At 64.5% G+C, this 18,958-nt stretch carries 19 protein-coding genes; 7 read left to right on the forward strand and 12 right to left on the reverse strand.

Going from position 1 to position 18,958, the window contains the following annotated elements; genetic code table 11:
* The first annotated feature begins 10 nt into the window (after nucleotides 1-10).
* Together J3367_RS18220 and J3367_RS18225 are read left to right on the forward strand one after the other, a co-directional pair.
* Entirely contained in the window at nucleotides 11-1,555 is a 1,545-nt protein-coding gene (locus J3367_RS18220) for a polysaccharide biosynthesis C-terminal domain-containing protein (protein WP_421461979.1), read from the forward strand.
* 37 nt (nucleotides 1,556-1,592) lie between these two features.
* Nucleotides 1,593-2,972, forward strand: a complete 1,380-nt coding sequence (locus J3367_RS18225; RefSeq protein ID WP_421461981.1) for a polysaccharide biosynthesis/export family protein — start codon at nucleotides 1,593-1,595, stop codon at nucleotides 2,970-2,972.
* A 10-nt stretch (nucleotides 2,973-2,982) separates the two neighbouring features.
* Here J3367_RS18225 and J3367_RS18230 read toward each other — a convergent pair whose 3' ends face one another.
* The 3 genes from J3367_RS18230 to J3367_RS18240 all read right to left on the reverse strand — a co-directional run bounded on the left by J3367_RS18230 (nucleotide 2,983) and on the right by J3367_RS18240 (nucleotide 5,746).
* Nucleotides 2,983-3,315 carry a hypothetical protein gene (locus tag J3367_RS18230; RefSeq protein ID WP_421461982.1) on the reverse strand — a complete coding sequence of 111 codons (333 nt, stop codon included), beginning with the start codon at nucleotides 3,313-3,315 and terminating at the stop codon, nucleotides 2,983-2,985.
* Between the two features lie 672 nt (nucleotides 3,316-3,987).
* On the reverse strand, nucleotides 3,988-4,995 hold the full coding sequence (gene galE, locus J3367_RS18235) for a UDP-glucose 4-epimerase GalE (RefSeq protein ID WP_421462138.1): 1,008 nt from the start codon (nucleotides 4,993-4,995) through the stop codon (nucleotides 3,988-3,990).
* Nucleotides 4,996-5,308: 313 nt separating this feature from the next.
* Nucleotides 5,309-5,746: a PA2169 family four-helix-bundle protein gene (locus J3367_RS18240; protein WP_421461983.1), complete on the reverse strand. Its 438-nt coding sequence runs from the start codon at nucleotides 5,744-5,746 to the stop codon at nucleotides 5,309-5,311.
* 132 nt (nucleotides 5,747-5,878) lie between these two features.
* Here J3367_RS18240 and dsbD point away from each other — a divergent pair, with 132 nt between their 5' ends.
* The 5 genes from dsbD to J3367_RS18265 all read left to right on the forward strand — a co-directional run bounded on the left by dsbD (nucleotide 5,879) and on the right by J3367_RS18265 (nucleotide 10,532).
* A complete protein-coding gene (dsbD, locus tag J3367_RS18245) occupies nucleotides 5,879-7,768 on the forward strand; it encodes a protein-disulfide reductase DsbD (RefSeq protein WP_421461985.1) in 1,890 nt (629 codons plus the stop codon).
* A gap of 1 nt (nucleotide 7,769) precedes the next feature.
* Nucleotides 7,770-8,576, forward strand: a complete 807-nt coding sequence (locus J3367_RS18250; RefSeq protein ID WP_187392579.1) for a TlpA disulfide reductase family protein — start codon at nucleotides 7,770-7,772, stop codon at nucleotides 8,574-8,576.
* Between the two features lies 1 nt (nucleotide 8,577).
* On the forward strand, nucleotides 8,578-9,258 hold the full coding sequence (locus J3367_RS18255) for a L,D-transpeptidase (protein WP_421461987.1): 681 nt from the start codon (nucleotides 8,578-8,580) through the stop codon (nucleotides 9,256-9,258).
* Nucleotides 9,259-9,506: 248 nt separating this feature from the next.
* Entirely contained in the window at nucleotides 9,507-10,277 is a 771-nt protein-coding gene (locus tag J3367_RS18260) for a MauE/DoxX family redox-associated membrane protein (RefSeq protein WP_187392577.1), read from the forward strand.
* A gap of 132 nt (nucleotides 10,278-10,409) precedes the next feature.
* Complete coding sequence (locus J3367_RS18265) at nucleotides 10,410-10,532, forward strand: hypothetical protein (RefSeq protein ID WP_266102233.1); 123 nt, start codon at nucleotides 10,410-10,412, stop codon at nucleotides 10,530-10,532.
* 11 nt (nucleotides 10,533-10,543) lie between these two features.
* On the opposite strand, the gene J3367_RS18270 is transcribed toward J3367_RS18265, so the two are convergent.
* The 9 genes from J3367_RS18270 to J3367_RS18310 all read right to left on the reverse strand — a co-directional run bounded on the left by J3367_RS18270 (nucleotide 10,544) and on the right by J3367_RS18310 (nucleotide 18,920).
* Nucleotides 10,544-10,957 carry a c-type cytochrome gene (locus tag J3367_RS18270; protein ID WP_187392576.1) on the reverse strand — a complete coding sequence of 138 codons (414 nt, stop codon included), beginning with the start codon at nucleotides 10,955-10,957 and terminating at the stop codon, nucleotides 10,544-10,546.
* Nucleotides 10,958-10,967: 10 nt separating this feature from the next.
* Nucleotides 10,968-12,368: a multicopper oxidase family protein gene (locus J3367_RS18275; RefSeq protein WP_421461989.1), complete on the reverse strand. Its 1,401-nt coding sequence runs from the start codon at nucleotides 12,366-12,368 to the stop codon at nucleotides 10,968-10,970.
* 7 nt (nucleotides 12,369-12,375) lie between these two features.
* Nucleotides 12,376-12,822: a DUF305 domain-containing protein gene (locus J3367_RS18280; RefSeq protein ID WP_187392574.1), complete on the reverse strand. Its 447-nt coding sequence runs from the start codon at nucleotides 12,820-12,822 to the stop codon at nucleotides 12,376-12,378.
* A gap of 80 nt (nucleotides 12,823-12,902) precedes the next feature.
* Entirely contained in the window at nucleotides 12,903-13,187 is a 285-nt protein-coding gene (locus J3367_RS18285) for a copper-binding protein (RefSeq protein ID WP_024351233.1), read from the reverse strand.
* A 31-nt stretch (nucleotides 13,188-13,218) separates the two neighbouring features.
* On the reverse strand, nucleotides 13,219-13,707 hold the full coding sequence (locus J3367_RS18290; protein WP_421461992.1) for a cupredoxin domain-containing protein: 489 nt from the start codon (nucleotides 13,705-13,707) through the stop codon (nucleotides 13,219-13,221).
* A 45-nt stretch (nucleotides 13,708-13,752) separates the two neighbouring features.
* On the reverse strand, nucleotides 13,753-15,144 hold the full coding sequence (locus tag J3367_RS18295; RefSeq protein ID WP_421461994.1) for a multicopper oxidase family protein: 1,392 nt from the start codon (nucleotides 15,142-15,144) through the stop codon (nucleotides 13,753-13,755).
* Between the two features lie 17 nt (nucleotides 15,145-15,161).
* Complete coding sequence (locus tag J3367_RS18300; protein ID WP_421461995.1) at nucleotides 15,162-16,616, reverse strand: TolC family protein; 1,455 nt, start codon at nucleotides 16,614-16,616, stop codon at nucleotides 15,162-15,164.
* Nucleotides 16,617-17,018: 402 nt separating this feature from the next.
* Nucleotides 17,019-17,339 (reverse strand): hypothetical protein, encoded by a 321-nt coding sequence (locus tag J3367_RS18305; RefSeq protein WP_277028296.1) that lies wholly within the window; start codon nucleotides 17,337-17,339, stop codon nucleotides 17,019-17,021.
* A 198-nt stretch (nucleotides 17,340-17,537) separates the two neighbouring features.
* Entirely contained in the window at nucleotides 17,538-18,920 is a 1,383-nt protein-coding gene (locus J3367_RS18310; RefSeq protein ID WP_421461997.1) for an MFS transporter, read from the reverse strand.
* Nucleotides 18,921-18,958 lie beyond the last annotated feature (38 nt).

The raw sequence follows: 18,958 nt of genomic DNA on the forward strand, positions 1-18,958 counted from the left end.
GTATTGGCCAATGTCTGATGCCCTCCTCAAGAAATCGACGGGATCGGCTATTGCCGGAGCGGCCACTTTGCTGGCAGGCTTCATCAGCACGGTGGTCGTCGCCAATCTGCTCGGCGTCGAAGGTGCCGGTCTCGTCGCCTTCGCGGTCTGGCTCTCGGTGGTCCTGGCTCCGGTCATCGACGGCGGGACGTCGCTCAGCGTGCTGCGCTTCTTCGCCGACCGGACGGGGCGCAAAGATCATCAGGGGGCGCAGGCCCTCGCCGGCTTCCTGCTGCGCCGCCTTCTCGGCTTCGCGATCGTCGCGGCGATCGCGGCAGTGGCGATCGCCGTCATCGCACCGGGAGCGGCGCGCGATGCGGTAGGAACCCTGTTCCCGGCAGTCGACATCGCGACCGCCACCGGTCTGGTCGCGCTGGTCGTCGCTCTGACCCTCGCCCAGGCTCTGGCCACCTTCACCATCAGCTATCACCGCGGTGCGCAAGCCTTCGGCTTCCTCGCCAAGATCGCCGCTGTCGCCTTCGTCCTGCAGGTCGCCGCCGTGACGATCGGCACGCTTTTCTACGGCGCAACCGGCGCAGTCGCCGGCTACGTGCTCGGCCAGACGACGCTCGCCCTCTTCGCGTTGCCGCTCGTCCTGCACCGCGCCCCCCTGGAGCCCCTCCTGAGACGCGAGATCTGGCAGTACGGCCGCTACGCCTGGGCCGCGAACATGTGCAACATCTTCGTCTGGTCGCGGATGGAGATCCTGTTCCTGCAACTCTACTGGGGCGCGGCCGAAGTGGGGCTGTTCAGCGTCGCGGTCGCCCTGGCAGCACTGGCCTCACAGGGACCGCTGCTGCTCACCGGCGCCTTTCTCCCGGTCCTGGCCGCCCACAACAGCCGCGGCGACAAGGACGCCGTGCAGAAGGTGTTCTCCAACGGGACGACGATCGTGGCGCTCCTGGCCCTGCCCGCCTGCTTCGGAATGGCGGCCATCGCCCAGCCGATGATCGTGCTGCTCTACGGGCCGGATTTCACCGCCGCGGGAACGGCCACCGCGATCATCCTTGTCGCGGCTGCGATCTCGGTCTCCTCGACAATCGGCACCCATCTGGTCAATGGGCTCGGTCGCAGCGATTTCATCTTCTGGTCGTCCATCGCCGGGGCAGTCGTGGCGGTGGCGCTCGGCTTCCTGCTCGTCCCCAAATTCGGTCTCGTCGGTGCAGCGCTGACCCGCGCCTTGGTGCAGATCGCCGCCGTCATGCTCGGCATCTGGTTCATCACCCGGCGCCTGAGATACGCCTATCCCTTCGCCCGCCTGATCCGCCTGACCCTGGCCGCCGCTGCCCCGGCCGGCGCCGCATTCGCGGTCACCCAACTGGTCGCCGGACCACTCGGCCTTCTGGAGGGAATCCTCGCGGGCCTCGTAGTTTATCCCCTTTCGCTTCGGCTCTTCGGGGCCCTTGGCCCGGATGAACGCGCGGCGATCATGCATTTCGCCGAGCGCTTTCCGCCCTTCTCCCGTCCCGCGGCCAACGCCTTCGTCTCGTTTCTCGCGCCCGCCCATCAATCCTGACGCCACGCCTTCCGGCGATCGATCAAGAGGTGCCCCCATGTTCACCCACCGTTCGACCAAATGCAGCGTCCGGGCCAGCAGCCGGATGCGCTGGCTCTCCGGCCTTCTGGTGCTTCTCGCAATCATCCTGTCCGCTGGACATGCAGCTCAGGCCGAATCGCGCTCCGCCTACAGCCTCGTTGGCGACGACAAGGTGAAGGTGACCATCGTCGACTGGCGGTCGGGCGAAGGTGAGTACCGGGAATGGGAGGCACTGGGCGGTGTCTACCGCATCGACGCCGTCGGCAGAATTGCGATCCCTCTCGTCGGCGAAGTGGACGCGGCGGGCGTGACGACCAGCGAACTCGCCGATCGGATCGCCGGCAAGCTCGCCGGCCGATCGTCCACAGGCAAGCCGCCGTCCGTATCCGTGGAGATTTCGGAATACGGCCCGATCTACGTCACGGGCGAGGTCGAGAAGCCGGGCCAATATCCGTTCGCGCCCGAACTCACCGTGATGAAGGCTGTGAGCCTGGCTGGCGGCTTGCGCCGTCCCTCGGATTCGGCTGAATCCCGCGTCGAGCGCGAGCAGATCCAGTCGGCCCGCACCCTGAAGGAGGGCCAGATCGACCGGAGCGATCTCCTCGTCCGGCAGGCTCGCTTGCGCGCAGAACTCGCTGGCGAAGACGATTTTGCCGTGCCCGAGGCGATTGTCGGCGCACCCAACATCGAACAGATCGTGGCCGACGAACGATCTTTCCAGAGACTTCGCTGGACCGAGTTTCAGGGTAAGCTCGAGGCTGCGCGTAGCCTGAAGGCGCTCTTTGCCGAGGAAATCGACTCGCTCGTCGCCAAGATCGAGTCGCAGGAGGAACAGGTCGCGCTTGTCGGCCGTGAACTCAAGAGCATCAGCGATCTCGTCCAGCGCGGACTGACGGTGTCGTCGCGTGAATTCGGTCTGCAGCGGATCGTGGCGGAATCACAGAGCCAGCTTCTGGATCTTCGCGTAGCCCTCACCCGCGCGCGGCAGGCGCAGGAACAGGCCGAGCGCAGCCTGACGGAACTGGCCAACGAGCGCAATTCCCAGATCCAGTCCGAACTGGGCACGATCGCCACCCAGCTTCGGAAGGCCGAGCTCGCGATCCGCATTGCGGGATTGATGATGGACGAGACAGCCTACTTTTCCGCTCGCCTGGATGCCGGCGACGATGAGGACAGCAGCAGGATCGCCTACCGGATCACGCGGAAGAACGCCGCAGGAGGACAAACGGTCATCGCCGCCGATCCGCAGACGATCATAGCGCCCAGGGATCTGGTCGAGGTGATCACGATGCCCCATGGGGCATCGACGTCCGCGGTCGATGGAGGAACGGGAAACAGCCCTCAGGCAGCCGACAGGCTCGCGAGACCGAATTCCGGCGCGGCCGGGCCGAGCTGACCGCGTTTTGTCAGTGCGTGGGTTGTTCGGACTTGGCGTCGGGACGGGGCGTTGCAGCCTTGCCTGGAAACCAGGAACCGGAATCCCTGCGCGCAGATCTCGATGCGCTCTGCTTGCTTCGCATCCGATCGGTCAAACCGGCATGCACCAGGAGGCCGGCGAAATAAGCGATCTGCCCGGCCAGATAGAAGATCAGAACGGCGAAGAGACTGGTGCCCATGGCCAGGGTGGCGACGAGCTTGGCGGCCAGCAGAATCGTGAGAAAGATCGCGAAACCACCGATACGCAGTTTGAAGCCGGCTGCAAAGCAGACAGCACTGACTGCAATCAACTCCCAGGGCACATCTTCCTCCAGCGGCTTGGTGCGGCCCGGTTCTGCCGGGCACGTGCCTTATTCCCCACAGCATACTATATTTCTTCAGATACCGTTACAATTCTGAACCGTTGTCATAATTGTCGGCACTGTTCCGTTACGTCGCAGGGCTCCAAACGCAACGTCGAACCGCTGCATCTGCGGCACAGACGTCTGATCCAGACGAAACCCGATTTGCGCGATCCACCGGCATCAACCAAGGATTCCCCTCGCGCAAGATGCTTGCTCCCGCATGGCGCAAACAGCCATGCGTTTCCCGCCACGTCGTCGGACGGAAAGACTCCATTTCCCGCATCACTTCGCCGAAGAACCGACCATGGCACCCAAGCTTGGCGCAATTCGGGCCAAGGCTTGACATCATCGCGATCAAATGATTCGCACACAAGAATCAGCACACGGACAGGTGGCATTCTGTAGCGGCTCGAGCTTCTCGACATCTGGGGAGCGTCCGGCTGGTCTGGTCACCGACGGATCGCAGAAGGCCAACGTCGTGATCTTTGCGCAGCCAGTGGCGCGGGTATCCGATAACCGCGCAATGCCGGAACGCATATCGAACGCGATCCCAAGACCGTCGCTCAGGTTATTCGATGATACGAGGATCTGTCGGCGCTGCTTCCACGCCGCGCAACTCGCTGGCGCTGCTCAGAGCGTACTGCGTAATGCGCCAGCCGCCAGGAGATTGCTCTTTGTGTGCCAGCGCCATGCGCTCTCGATGCTCGAAGCAAGATCGTGTTGCGGCTGCCAGCCAAGAACGTCCCGCGCGCGCCGGTTGTCGGCCAAGAGGATGGGAGGGTCCCCTGGACGCCTTTCTGCCCTGCGGGTCTTGACCGGACGGCCGGAGACCATCGCCACTGTCTCCACGAGTTCGGCGACCGAGGTTCCGGTCCCCGTGCCCAGGTTCAGGGCGACGCTTGCTCCATCGTTCAACAGATATTCGACGGCGCGCACATGGGCATCGGCGAGATCGATGACATGAACATAGTCGCGAATGCAGGTGCCGTCGGCAGTGTCGTAATCGTCGCCGAAGATCGTGAAACAGTCACGCTGGCCGAGCGCGGTCTCGATCACCAGCGGCACCGCATGAGTCTCAGGGGTATGCCATTCACCGATGCGCGCCTCGGGATCCGCTCCGGCCGCATTGAAATAGCGGAGGATGGCGCAACGGATCCGGTCCAGCCCGGAAAGATCACGCAGGATATGCTCGACGAGGAGCTTGCTCCACCCATACGGACTGATCGGGGCCTGGACGTGATCTTCGGTCAGCGGAGTGAACTGAGGAATGCCGTAGGTGGCGCAAGTCGAGGAGAAGACGATCTTGTCCACGCCCGCCGCTTCGGCCGCGGTGAGGAGCGACAGCGTTCCCGACACGTTGTTGTTGTAGAATGCGAGAGGATCGCGCACTGACTGTGCGACCTCAATCAACCCGGCGAAATGAATAATGGCGTGTGGCTGATACTGCCTGAACACGGTGCGCAGGCGGTCCGTGTCTTGAATGTCGCCCTGTTCGAATGGCCCCCATCTCACGAACTCAGCATGCCCGTTGGACAGATTATCGTACACGACGGCCTCGTAGCCACGCTCGGCGAGCAGCAGGCATGTGTGGGCACCAATATACCCGGCGCCACCGGTGATCAGGACTCTCTTGGTCATGCCGAACGCATCCTGCATGCTTGCTAATCCACGGACTAGTCAGCCGAACTGGCGGGTCTTACGCGATACCATCGGGCAGACGGGAGCAGATTGGAAGCAATTTCGCTTCCCCCGACAAGCCGAACTGGGCTCTTCCATATCTCATGCGAACATTCGGGCTGGCTTGCGGAAGCTGGCGACACGGGACGGGAGCGTTGCGCGAAGGGGCGTCCACTGAACATCGATACTCCGGAGATCCTTCAGCCGCAGTGTGCCCCCGAGAAGCGGCTCGGCAGTCCCTAAGAACCGCCGAGCCGACTTCGCTACGGGAGCCTCAGGCAAACCGCTTCTTCAAGACATCAGTGATGCGTTCGCCCTTGCTGATCTCGTCATGCGCGCGCTGAATCACAACGCGCGCCTCGGCCGTGAGGTCCTGATGGTCCAAAGCCGCTCGGAACTTCTGTTCGATGTAATCCTCGCCTTCTTCCACCCGTTCGGCGGCCGCTTCATTGCTGTCTTCGAAGGCATCAGCCAAGCTGGTGAAGGCACGATGCGCAGCGCCCATTGTGCTGCCACTCTCTCGGGGTTCGCCACCCAGTCGCACAATCTCGGCATTCAACATGCGGACGGTGTCGCGCCGCTTCCCCGCCTGCTCCCGAAGTGTCTGTTTCAACCCGGCGTTATCAGCTGACTCGGATGCTGTTTCGTAACCGAGGGCGCTGTCGACTGCGGTATCGGTCAGGGTCTCGATGATCGAAAGCTCGGTAGCCATCGGCGTTCTCCATGTATGTTTCCGCTCGGCAAACTGACGACGAGCGAAAAGGATGCACCGGCCGACCCGACTTAAGTCTGCCTTAAGCTGAGCGTCCGACCAGCCGGTCCGAGAAGTCGACCGGAGAGAATGATGGCGATCACACGTGTCCTGGCCGCGGTTGCTTTTGCGGTCACCGCCGGAACCCCGAAAGCAGCCACCGCCCAGTCGGAACCGCTCCCCGTCGATCAGGCCTTCGCTCTGACCAGCACGGCGACTGCCACGGGCGGAGTTGAACTCAACTGGGCGATCGCAGGTGGCTACTATCTCTATCGGGACAGGATTGCGGCCGCGACGCCGGCCGGGGAAACCGTAGAGCTCGACATACCCCGTGGCGAGCCGAAGAACGATCCAAGTTTCGGCGTCATGGAGGTCTTCCACGATGCGGCGACCGCGACGCTCGCTTCGGTGCCAACCGGGACCAGCGAGGTCGCGGTTTCCTTCCAGGGGTGCCAAGAGAACGGTATCTGCTACCGGCCAGTCACGCGGACGATCGAACTGGCGGCGCAAAGCGGGCGAGGCGCACCGGGGCAGCGTCTGGCACGCCCAACCAATGGTGGAGGCGAACGGCGGACGTTGACGCCTTCCAGCTTCCGCAATGCCTTCGAGGCAGCCAGCGGTCCCGCCGGCACGGCGAAGAGCAATCTGCCCGTGACGAACCCGGCACCGGGCACAGGGATTCAGGTGGACGCCGCGTCCGGAGGTCTCGTCGCATCTCTCCTAAACGATGGCGGGGCGAGTTGGGCCATTGGTACATTCTTCCTGCTCGGCCTCGGCCTCGCTTTTACCCCATGCGTCTTCCCGATGTATCCGATCCTGGCGGGGCAGCTCGGCCGGCAAGAAGGCCGCACCTCGACCAGGCACGGGCTCCTGCATTCCGCAGTCTATGTGCTGGCCATGGCAACGGCCTTTGGCCTGCTGGGCGTCGCTGCGGCCTGGTCCGGCCAGAATCTCCAGATGGCCTTGCAGTCGACGCCAGCAATCCTCGTCGTGTCGCTGGTCTTCCTCATTCTGGCCCTGTCGATGTTCGGCCTGTTCGAGTTGCGGCTGCCGAGTGCCTGGACCAGTGCCGTTGCCGGCGTCACGGCCGGGCGTAGCGGAATCAGGTCGACGGCAGCGCTTGGCTTCACGTCAGCGCTCATCGTTGGTCCTTGTGTCACGGCACCCCTCGCGGGCGCGCTCATCTATATCGGTCAGACAGGCGACATCAGTCTCGGTGCCGCTGCGCTCTTCGCCCTCGGCCTCGGACAAGGCGCGCCGCTCGTCGCATTCGGCACCTTCGGTGCGGGTATCATGCCCAGATCCGGACCCTGGATGCAGACGGTCACTCGCGCCTTCGGCATCGCCTTCCTGGTGCTCGCCATCTGGATGATCGCGCGCATTCTGCCGCCTTTCGTGGCTTTGTGGCTCTGGGCCGCGCTGCTGATCGGCGTCGGTTTCGAGTTGGGCGGGCTTGGAGGTCGGAGCGCCCCCCGGGGTCCGCTTCAGCGAATCGGACGGACGGTGGGCGTGCTGTCCCTCATCTATGGAGGCACGCTTGCCGTCGGTGCGGTCGCGAATGCCGACGATCCCCTGCGCCCACTCGCACCCTTGACCGCGAACGGGGGTGCGCGCGGCACCGCGAAGCTCCCTTTCGAGAAGGTTGATGCGCCCATGGAGGTGGCCGATGCCATTACCTCTGGAGACAAGCCTACACTCCTGTATTTCACCGCCGATTGGTGTGTCAGTTGCGATGTTCTCGAGCGCGAGGTGTTCGAGGATGAGAGGGTGCAGGCGCGGCTCGTCGGCTATCGGCTCCTGAAGGTTGACGTCACGGACGAGCGCCCCGGGTCAGCCGCACTGACGTCGGAACTGGCGGTTGTCGGGCCGCCGACCATGTTGTTCGTTGACCATGAAGGCTTGGAGATACCGGGATCGCGGATCGTAGGCGAGATTCCCGCCGAGGCCTTCATCGAGCGCATCCGTCTTGCGGAGGGCAACTGAGTTGGCTGCCCTGACGCTGGGTCCCCTCGTCTTCGCCGGAGACCGTCTTGCGGCCATCGTGGCAATTGTCGTGTTTCTGGGCGTCGCTGCCATTCTGACAGGACGTGTCGACGAGCGGCTGGGCAACTGGTCGCTGACGGTCGTGCCGATTGGGATCATCGCTGCCCGGCTGGGGCATGTCGTCCTTCACTGGGAGACCTTTGCACCGGAGCCGCTCCGCGTTTTCAGCATCTGGGAAGGTGGTTTCGCAGGGTTGGCCGGGCTTGCGGTTGCCCTTCTCTACACCCTCTACGTGTTTCGGGACGTTCGTCTCCGGGTCTGGTCGATCGGCGCGCTCGCCGGCGCTTTCGTTGCCTGGAACATTGCCTGGCAGCTGGTCGCGAGCACGAAGGCAATCGCGGCTCCCAGCGAGAGCTTTGCCATGCTGGACGGTCCGGACCGCTCACTGGCCGATTTCGGAGCGAGGCCGATCGTGCTCAACCTCTGGGCCTCCTGGTGCCCACCATGCCGCCGCGAAATGCCGATGATGGCGACAATGGCTGCAAACCGAGCTGATGCGGTGTTCGTCTTCGCCAACCAGGGTGAAAGCGCGCAAACCGTGTCTCGGTTCCTTGCCGGAGCCGACCTCGAAATCGACCATATCGTACTCGATCAAGGGTATGCGCTCGCACAGCATTACGGCGTGTCCGGCTACCCCGCCACGTTGTTTCTCGACGCGACCGGAACGCTCCGTTCGCTGCATTTCGGAGAGATCTCGCGCGAAACAATCGCGGCGGGTATCGATAGAGCCAAGGCGGAATGGGACTGACATGACTTTGAGGAACGCTCACCGCACAGGCCTGCTGGCCGCGGCTCTGCTTACGATGGCGGGTTGCTCGTCTGTCGGCGAACTGCCCCGGACCGTGCTCGGTTACGCTGCGCCGAGCCTGATCGGCGATCCGCGATATGCCACCTTCGAGGACAGTGGCCGCACCATCCCGGCCATTCCCGCTGCCCATCTTACCGATGAAAACCGGCGCCAGATCGTTGATTTCGCCGGCTCCGAAGCTCCGGGCACCATCGTCGTCGATCCGGCCGCGCATTTCCTCTATCTCGTCGAGGAAAACGGCAAGGCCATGCGCTACCGTGTCGGCGTCGGCAAAGCCGGCTTCGCGTTTACTGGCAACGCGACAATCGCCCGCAAGGCTGAGTGGCCGGGCTGGACGCCGACACCCAACATGCTGAAGCGTGAGCCCGAACGGTTCGGCCCCTACGCGAGCGGCCTTGAGGGCGGGCTCGGCAACCCGTTGGGAGCCCGCGCTCTCTATCTCTATCGCGGTGGCCGGGACACTTACTACCGGATTCACGGTACCAACGAGCCCTCAACGATCGGCCGATCAGTGTCGTCAGGCTGCATTCGTATGTTCAACCAGGACGTCATCGATCTGGAAGATCGTGTTCCCGTTGGAGCGAACGTCGTTGTACGAAGTGCGCTCGGCGCCGCTGCGTAGGGCATTCCGAAAAACGGACGCCAGGAGACGCGGACTGGCGATCTGACGCCGAGTTCGTCTCAACGCTGATCCAGTGCCTGATCGCTGTGTATCGCCGCGTCTCCGGAGGCGAGTGCTTTGAATTACGACACGCCTCATGTGCGGATTGCCGATCCCGCCTTGACCTTCCAGTAGCTGGAATCTCCATCTAATAACGACGATCGGCGAACGAACGAGTGTTCGCTGACCATCGTTGCAGGAGAAGCGGCATGAGTACGATATTGCCTTCACCAACACGGAAGACGGCCGTCCTCTACCGGATGGTCATGGACGAGCATGTCTGCCCCTACGGGCTGAAGTCGAAGGATCTTCTCGAGCGCGAAGGGTTCGCGGTCGACGACAATTGGCTGACCACCCGCGTGGAGACCGACGCCTTCAAGGCAAAACATGGCGTCGAGACGACACCCCAGACCTTCATCGGCGGCGATCGCGTCGGCGGCTATACGGACCTGCGCGAACATTTCGGCAAGTCGGTCCAGTCGGAGGACGAGACCACCTACCAGCCGGTGATCGCCATCTTCTCGGTCGCCTTCCTGATGGCGCTCGCGGTCTCCTTCGCTGCCTATGAGACGATCTTCACCGTGCGGGCGATCGAGTGGTTCTTCGCCATCTCCATGTGCCTGCTCGGCATCCAGAAGCTGCAGGACATCGAGAGCTTCTCGACCATGTTCCTGAACTACGACCTTCTGGCCAAGCGATGGGTGCGCTACGGCAAGATCTACCCGTTCGGCGAGACGCTGGCCGGCGTGCTGATGATCGCCGGCACCCTCACCTGGCTGTCGGCGCCGATCGCGCTGGTCATCGGGACGATCGGCGCCGTGTCGGTCTCCTATGCGGTCTATGTGCAGAAGCGCGAACTCAAATGCGCCTGCGTCGGCGGCGGCTCGAACGTGCCCCTGGGCTTCGTGTCGCTGACCGAGAACCTCGTCATGATCGGCATGGGCCTGTGGATGCCCCTGCGCATGATCTGGGGAGGCTGAAGCCTCCTCGTTCCAACCATGTGCCAACACTGCGGACAAGGTTCGGGGACGCTCCTCGTCTTCGACAAGAACTCCGACGTTGGCTCGCAAGACTACCCGACGGAAAAGCCACCTTTAGCAAGGAGAACAACGATGATGGGCGAACACTCTGGCGATATGGGATGGATGCCCTTTGGCATGGGACTCTGGGGCATTCTGGTCCTTGTGGTCTTCGTGCTGGTGATCGCGGCGCTGGTGAAATACCTGCGACGGTGATCGTGGGGAGTTCAGAAGATGCCGTTGGCCTTCTGGACCTCGCGAACATAGGCAACGATATCGGCGACCTGGCGCTCGCTCACGCCCCCGACAGGCGGCATGTTTCCGAAGCCCCAGTGGTGGGCACGAACGCCCTGGGTCGCGGCGATCAGGAATGCCTGGTCGCCATGGTGGTTCGGCTCGTAGATCCGATGGATCAGCGGCGGCCCCTGTTCGGTGCCGCCGGCGTTCTGCCCGTGACAGGCAGCACAGTTCGCGGCGAAGAGTTCCTGTCCACGCTCCGCCCGGACGGAGAGCTGAGGAACTGTCACGGCCACGATATGCGCGTCGGATGGCGTTCCCTCGGACAAGGCCCACCAGACAAGGAACACGCCGATTGCGAGCGCGCCGGCGATGGCCGAGATGGTCGCTTTCGATGCCCTCATCGACGTCTCTTCATGTCACGTCGAACCAGGTCATCATGCCGCCGGCGGCATGCTCCAGCATGTGGCAGTGGAGCAGCCATTTCCCCGGATTGTCGGCGATGAAGGCGATCTCGATCGTCTCGTCGGGCATCATCAGCTCGGTGTCGCGCAGGACCGGGTTCGCAACGGGCTTGCCGTCGCGGGAGACGACACGGAAGTGATGGCCGTGGACATGCATCGCATGGGGCCATCGGGTGGCGTTGCGCAGGGTGAAGACGATCGGACGGCCGCGCTCCACACTCGCGAGCGGTTCGTCCATGTCGCCTGCCACCCCATTGAACGACCAGACCCGGCTCTTCGAGACGAGTTCGCGCATGTCCATCCAGCGGCCCTGATGCGTGGCGCCCTGCATGCTGCCCATGGCGCCGCCCTCCATCACCAGTTCGGTTCTGAAGGCGTCCGACAATTCGGGCAGAGCGGCCGGGCCGGACAGCGGCAGCCCGACGGGGTCGGGATATCGCGATCGCACGGGTTCCCCTTGAAGCGCGAACGTGGCCATCTCGAAGGGCCCATCCCGCGTCTGCAGCGACAGCGGGATCGTGTCTCCATCCGCTCCGGCAAAGTCGACGAGGAGGTCGGCCCTTTGTGCGGGGGCAAGCTGGATGGTTCCGCTTAGCGCTTCGATCGTCGTCGGCATGCCGTCGAGCGCCAGGAGGTGCACCGGCAGATCCGCAAAGGCGATCTCCATGATCCGGGCATTGGCCGCATTGATCAGGCGCACCCGGACCCGCTCGTTCGGCCGGACGGCGATCTTTGAGCCCAGGCGTCCGTTGACCGTCGGCGTGTTGCCGATGCGGCCGCCATGTGCCCATTCCATCATCTGGCCGAAGCCGTCTGCGATGGCGCCGTCCCGGGCGAGACGCCAGTCGTCGAGGACCAGAACGAGGTTGCGGTCGGCACCCCGCCACGGCTCAGGCTCCTCGACGATCAGCGCCCCGTGAAGCCCGCGGGCATTCTGCTCCCAGGATCGATTGTGGGAGTGGTACCAGTAGGTCCCCGGATCCGGCGCGACGAAATCGTAGGAGAATTGCTCGCCCGGCGCGATCGCGGCCTGCGTCAGCCCGGGCACGCCATCCATCGCGTTGTCGATCCGGATGCCGTGCCAGTGCACGCTGGTCGGCTCAGCAAGGCCGTTCTCGACATCGACGGCCAGGCGTTCGCCTGCGCGCACCCGCAACACCGGCCCTGGCGCGGTCCCGTTGAATGCCCAGACTGGCGTTGGGCCTGCGAATGTTTCGGGCACGATCTGCGCCTGGCCTACGGCAGCGACGAGACGGTGCCGCGTGGCGGCGGAGGCGCTCGATATTCCGCTGGTTGCAAGCAGCGCGCTCGATCCGAGCAGGAAGCTCCGGCGACTGATCGGACATGTCATTGCGGGCTTACTCCCTTTCGAGATCAGCGATCAGAGCCTTCATCTCTCCGATCTCCCGGCGTTGCGCCTCGATGATCGCGTCCGCGAGCTTGCGGACGCGCGGATCGGAAATGTTGGCACGCTCGCTGGTCAGAATAGCGATCGAATGATGCGGGATCATCGCCTTCATCCAGGCAACGTCCGCGACCGTGTCCTGGCTGCGCACGTGATAGACCGCGCCGGCGAAGGCGATGATCGCGGCGGCGAAGATCGCGATATTGGTCGTCCGGTTCCGGTACATGCCGAGCATGAAGGCCAGCATGATGACGGCCATCGCCGCCCCCATGACGATCGCCATCCATGCCCGGGTTTCGCTGAAGAGGATATGATCGAGGCTGTAGGTGTTCAGATACATCAGTCCGAACATCACGATGGTGGAGGTCGCGATCATCGCGCCGAAGGTCGAGTACTTCATGGGGCGGGCCTGTGGTGATGGTGGTGATGTTCGGGACCTGCTCCCGCCGAGCGGTTGGCGCCGCCCGGCGGGAAAGGCGCCTATTTCATCTCGACGACGGTCAACTTGCCGCGGATCCGTTCCGCCACGAACTCGATCGCCTGGCCTTCCTTTGCCGTTTCCAGCATCGCCGGATCGGCGACGACGAACACCATCGTCATGGCCGGCATGTCGAGATTGGCCAGTTCCTCATGCCGGATCGTCAGCTTCCCGGCCTTGGTATCGACCTTCTGGACGGTGCCTCTGGTGTAATCGGCGGCAAGAGCCGGCAGAGCCAGGGGAAGCGCAACGAGCGCCAGCGCGAGGGTTTTCACGAATTTGGACATGGTTCTCTCCGGAGGATCGTTCGGTCGGGGGCTATTCGGCGGCAACGGTCAGCGGACCGTGCATGCCGGATTCGTAGTGGCCGGGGATCAGGCAGGCGAACTCGAAGCTGCCGTCATTGGTGAAGGTCCAGGCGATCTGGCCGCTCTCGCCGGGGGCCAGACGCACGGCGTTCGGATCGGCGTGCTCCATCTCCGGGAACTTCTCCATGAGCACTTTGTGCTCCTGGATCATCTCGTGCCCGTCCATGACGAATTCGTGCTCGATCTCGCCATCGTTGCGGATGTCCAGAAGCACGGTCTCGCCCCGCTTGACCGCGATGGACGACGGCTCGAACAGCATCGCGCCGTCGTCGGTCTCCAGCATCCGCACGGCAATGGTTCGCCCCGCCTGCGCGGGCTCCGCCGGCTTGCCGAGCATCATCTCGTCGTGGTGCCCCCCCGAATGGCTCCCGGCCGCCAGGGCGGTGGCTGGGGCAAGCGGCAAGGTTGCGGCGAAGAGCAGCATCGTGAGTTTGCGCATGAATGGTCCTCTTTGATTGTGGTTGGTGTTCCTTGCGTCCCGGCCTCAATGGCCGGAATGATCGCCGCCGGCCGGCATGACCCGTCTGGCGGATGGCGTGTGGGGCAGTGCGGCACCGTCGGCGCTGCCAACTGGCGCGACAGGTGCTTCAGGGAGCGATCCGGTCCATTCGTAGGCCACCGTTCCGGCGGGAAACTCGTAATCGCCCGGATCGGCGTAATCGTCGGCCGCAAGCCCGTCCCGAACCTTCATCACGGTGAACATGCCGCCCATTTCGAGGGCGCCGAACTGCCCCCAGCCGGCCATCATCGGGATCGTGTTGTCCGGCAGTGGCATCGCCATCTCGGCCATTTCGGCCATCCCGGTTTCGCCCATCGGCATGTAGTCCGGTTGGATCTGGCGGATCTTCGCCGCAACCCTGGCTTTGTTGGCATTCATTGGCGTCGGGATGTCGTGTCCCATCGCGTTCATCGTGTGGTGCGACTTGTGGCAATGCAGGGCCCAGTCGCCCGGATAGACCGCGTCGAACTCGTAGGCGCGCATCGCCCCCACGGGAATGTCGATCGAGACCTCCGGCCAGCGTGCCTCGGGCCTCACCCATCCTCCGTCGGTGCAGGTCACCTCGAAGTCGTAACCGTGCATGTGGATCGGATGATTGGTCATCGTCAGGTTTCCGACCCGCACCCGGACCCGGTCGCCGGTCGCCGCGACGAGAGGTGCGACATCCGGGAAAACCCGGGCGTTGATCGCCCACAGATTGAAATCGGTCATCTCCATGACCTTCGGCAGATACGCACCGGGATCGATGTCGTAGGCCGACAGCATGAAAACGAAGTCGCGATCGACCGGCATGAAGGCCGGGTCCTTCGGATGGATGATGAACATGCCCATCATCCCCATGGCCATCTGGACCATCTCGTCGCCATGCGGATGGTACATGAAGGTCCCGCTCTTCACGGCGTCGAACTCGTAGACGAACGTCTTGCCCGGCGGAATTCCCGGCTGGGTCAGGCCGGTCACGCCGTCCATGCCGCAGGGCAGGATGACGCCGTGCCAGTGAACGGTCGTGTGCTCCCTCAACCTGTTCGATACGAAGATCCGCACCCGGTCGCCTTCGACGCATTCGATGGTCGGTCCCGGCGCCTGGCCGTTGTAGCCCCACAGATAGGCGGTCATGCCCTCGCCCATCTCCCGCTCCACCGGTTCGGCAACGAGATGGAACTCCTTGATGCCGTTATTCATGCGAAAGGGCAGCGACCAGCCGTTCAGCGTCACCACGGGATTGTAGTCCGGCCCGGCCGTCGGCATCAGCGGCGGCTGGGTGGCCGCCGTTTCCATGATCGGCGCTTCCGGAAGCCCCATGGCCGACGTCTTCGACCAGGCGGCGACGCCTGCAAGAGCCGCTCCGGCCCCGATGAATTGTCGTCTCGAAACCATCGTTCGGATCCTTTCGATCAATCGTCGCCGGAGGCGGACGCCATCTCGGCGCCACCAGCGGCTTCGGACGCATCTTCGCCGCCGCCGTAGACGGCCGCGGTGAGAGCGGCGTCGGCGAGGTGGAATTCGCGCTTTGCGTTGAGGGAGAGCAGGATCGCGTCGAGCTTCGCCTGCGTATCGGCGAGGAGATCGAAGGTGCTCGTGATCATCCCGTTGTAGGTGAGAAGAGCTTCCTTCTCGATCGTCGTCCGCAATGGCACGACGCGAGAGCGGTAGTGGCGGGCGATCTCGCTGCGACCGCGATAGGCCTTGTAGGCGGCGCGTGCCTGCGACCGGATGTCGACGGCTTTGGCCGCCAGCTGGTTGGCGGCCTTCAGGTACTGGAATTCCGCCTTTCGCAGCCGGGCCTGCCCACTGTCGAAGATCGGGATTTCGAGCCCCACCTCCACCGATGCGGAGACGACGTTGCTTGCCGCTTCGGATCCGTCGTCGCGTTCCTCGACCTCGCGTTCGACTTCCACGCCAGCGGCCAGTTCGAGGTCGGACACATATCGCGTGGCCTTCGTCAGGCCGTAGGACCGCGCCAGCGCCTCGAGTTCGAGACGCGCGACCTGAAGGTCGACCCGGTTGCGAAGGGCTTCGGCCTCGATGGCCTTGAAGCCCTTCAGCGTGCCGGGCAGTGCGGGCAATGCGTTCGGAACCTCGAAATCGAGATTCTTCCCCCATACGCCCATCACCCGGTAGAGCTTCTCCTTGGCCAGTTGCGCGGCCAGTCGCGCTTCGGCCGTCCGCCCGGTGAGCTCGGCATAGAAGGCCTGTTCGCGGGCCTGCTCGACCTTCGGCATCGCTCCGGTCCGGCCCAGTTCGCTGGCCAGTTCCGCGGCAGCGTCCGCGGCGAGTTTCGCACGGTTCAGATAGGCGACCGTCTCCCAGGCCGCGACAGCCTCGATCCATGCCTCACGCGTTCTGGCCGCAAGCGCCAGCGTTGCGTCGACGGCCCGCATTTGCGCCTGGAGGACCCGCACCTCCGCGACGTCGAGGCGCCGGTCCCGGGTCATCATCCGGATGATGTTGGCGGCGATCAGCCCCTCGATCGTCCGTCCGACTCCAATCCCGCTGTAGGAGAGCGAAAGCCTCGGATTGACGGCGAGCCCCTCCTGCCAGAGCTCGGCAACCGACAGTCCGACCTCTGCATAGTCCGCCTGCAACGTCTTATTGCTGAGAAGCGCGACCTGCACGGCCGCGTCGGCGCCGATATATTTCGCCGCGAGCAGGTTCCGGACCTGCTCGTTGGCCGCCGCAGCCTGCGCCTGATCCTGGACCCAGACCGTCTGCTTTCCCAGGCGCCGTCCGGCGTCTGCCGACACGGCACCGAAGCCGAGATCCGGCTCGAAGGTCTCCGATGCCGCGACGCAGCCGGACATGATCAGCGGCAGGAGAAGGACGCTGCTCACCCTGAACAGCGGCCTCATCGTGTCGGCTCCTGGCCGGCAACGGGGGATATGGACACGCCGGTACCGCGCCAACCATCCGGCTCGCGGACCGTGCGATGGGTATAGGCGCCGACGACGGAAGCACGGCCGGGTGTTCCGCCGGAAGTGCTCGGGTCATCAGGCGACGGGAATAGGGTTGTTTCGGGCAGACCCCGAGCAGCGTCCGCGCAGCCCGCCAGAAGCAGGCCGGGCAGGATGCCGGCAATGATGGAGAATCTCATTGTTGAACCTGAACGCCATACCGCTCGCCGCGAGATACGCCTCGCGGAACCGGTCATGGAGGAAGAGGATCAGGCTTCGCCGTAGGCAAATTCCTGACGTCCACGCTTGCGACCAAGGGATGGCCGGAAGACGCAATAAGGCTGGAAAAGCCCTGGACGATCAGATTCGAGGAGGACGCTCGGTAGTGGGGCCGGACTGTCCGGTCAGATCCGTCGTGAGGATCGGATAGGACAGATTGCGACTGACCGGCATGGCGTCGGTCGGCCCGACGGCCTGCGGGACTGCCGTCAGGCAGTGCGTCGCACAGTCACTTGCGCCGGCGGCCTTGTGATCATGGGCTTTCGCGGGCGCATGGTGGCCATCGTGCGCGTGCCCGGGTTCGCCGGCCATATCCGCCTCAGCGACCACCGCCATGGCGAGGGGCTGCGACGACATGATGGGGGTTTCCGCCCCGACCGACCCGACGGATGCGAACAGCATGCTCAGCATGACCGCGAGAGCAGTCAGCAGCCGAGCAGGCGTGCGAGCGTGGGATCGGTGAAACATCATCGGGTTGTGGATATCATGAACTCGAAGAGGCGTCCATTCTCAGCCCCCCTGCCCTCGTGGGACGCGCCTGGTCCGACGCGACGATCTCCGTACTCCTGAAACCAACCCGTCATCGGGGCAAGTCGAGGGTCACCCGCCGGCGGTGCCGGTCGGCCAGGTCGCGTGGTGGTCGTCGATCACCAGAGCGTGCCGATGGCGGATCGGCTGGTGGCGATGCGGATGGCGGTGTGGCTCCGGACCCTCCCAGCCCTCGTGTTCATGCTGATGGTGATCGTCGTGGACATGCAGCGCATCGTGCGCCAGCGCCTGATGGACGTGCTCGACCTCGACCGGATCGTTCGCGGGCCAGAAGACCAGCGTGATCGCGGCGCCCCCGGCCGCTCCAGCAGCCATGACCAGGAAGGTCGGGCCAAGGCCGATCGTCGCGCCAAGCCAGCCGGCGGCTGGATAGGTGACGAGCCAACAGGCATGCGAGAGAGCGAACTGCGCGGCGAAGACGGCGGGCCGGCTGTCGGCATCGGAGGAGCGGCGCAGGAGCAGCCCCCCGGGGGTGCCGATCGCCGACGCGGCCGCACCGAGCAGGGCCCACAGGATGAGGCTGCCCATCCATCCGGGGCCCGTGCTGGCTATGACGAGGAGACCCGCCATGGCGCTCGCGCCCGTCAGCATGACGGTGCGGGCCGGAACCCGGTCGAGAAGCCGCGAGAGCAGGATGGCGACCGCCATCGAGCCCAGGCCATAGGCGGCGAAGAGGAAGGCCACGTCGTTGTTGGTGCCGCCGAGATCGGCGCGCACGAAGACGACGGTGTTGACGATCACCATCGCCCCGCCCGACGACGCCGCGAAGGACAGGGCCAGGAGACCGCGCAGCCGCGGTGTCGCGAGGTAGACGCGGATACCCCGGGTCAACTTGTCGACGAACCGACCGCCGGTGGCCGCCTTCGCGACCGGAAGCGCGACCGAGACGACCAGCGCCGCGGATGCGAGGAAGCCGAAGACCGTGCCGAGAAACAGCCAGTGGAAGGAGATCACGGTGAGCAGAAGCCCCGCCAGCAGCGGGCTGAAGAGCGACTCGAGGTCGTAGGCGAGCCGCGAGAGCGACAGGGCGTTCGTGTACGCCCGCTCGTCCGGCAGGATGTCGGGGATCGTGCCCTGGAAGGTCGGCGTGAACAGGGCCGACATCGACTGGAACGCGAAGACGAGGGCGTAGACCTGCCAGATCTCGGTGACGAAGGGCAGGACGAGCACGAAGGCCGCCCGGGCGAGGTCGAGGCCGACGAGCAGCGTCCGCCGCGGCAGGTAACCCGTCAGGACCCCGGCGAACTGCGAGACACCCACATAGGCGATCATCTTGATCGCAAGCGCCGTCCCGAGCACCGCGCCGGCGTTCGCGCCGGCAAGGTCGTAGGCCAGCAGCCCCAGCGCCACCGTCGTCAGGCCGGTCCCGATGAGCGACAGAACCTGCGCTGCGAAGAGATGGCGATAGGTGCGATGGCGCAGGACGGTCAGCATGGTTGTGTTACCTCGACCCCGGCGTTGCGGCTGCCCAG

The sequence above is a fragment of the Aurantimonas sp. NFXS3 genome (genome assembly GCF_049132005.1).
GTDB lineage: Bacteria > Pseudomonadota > Alphaproteobacteria > Rhizobiales > Rhizobiaceae > Aurantimonas > Aurantimonas coralicida.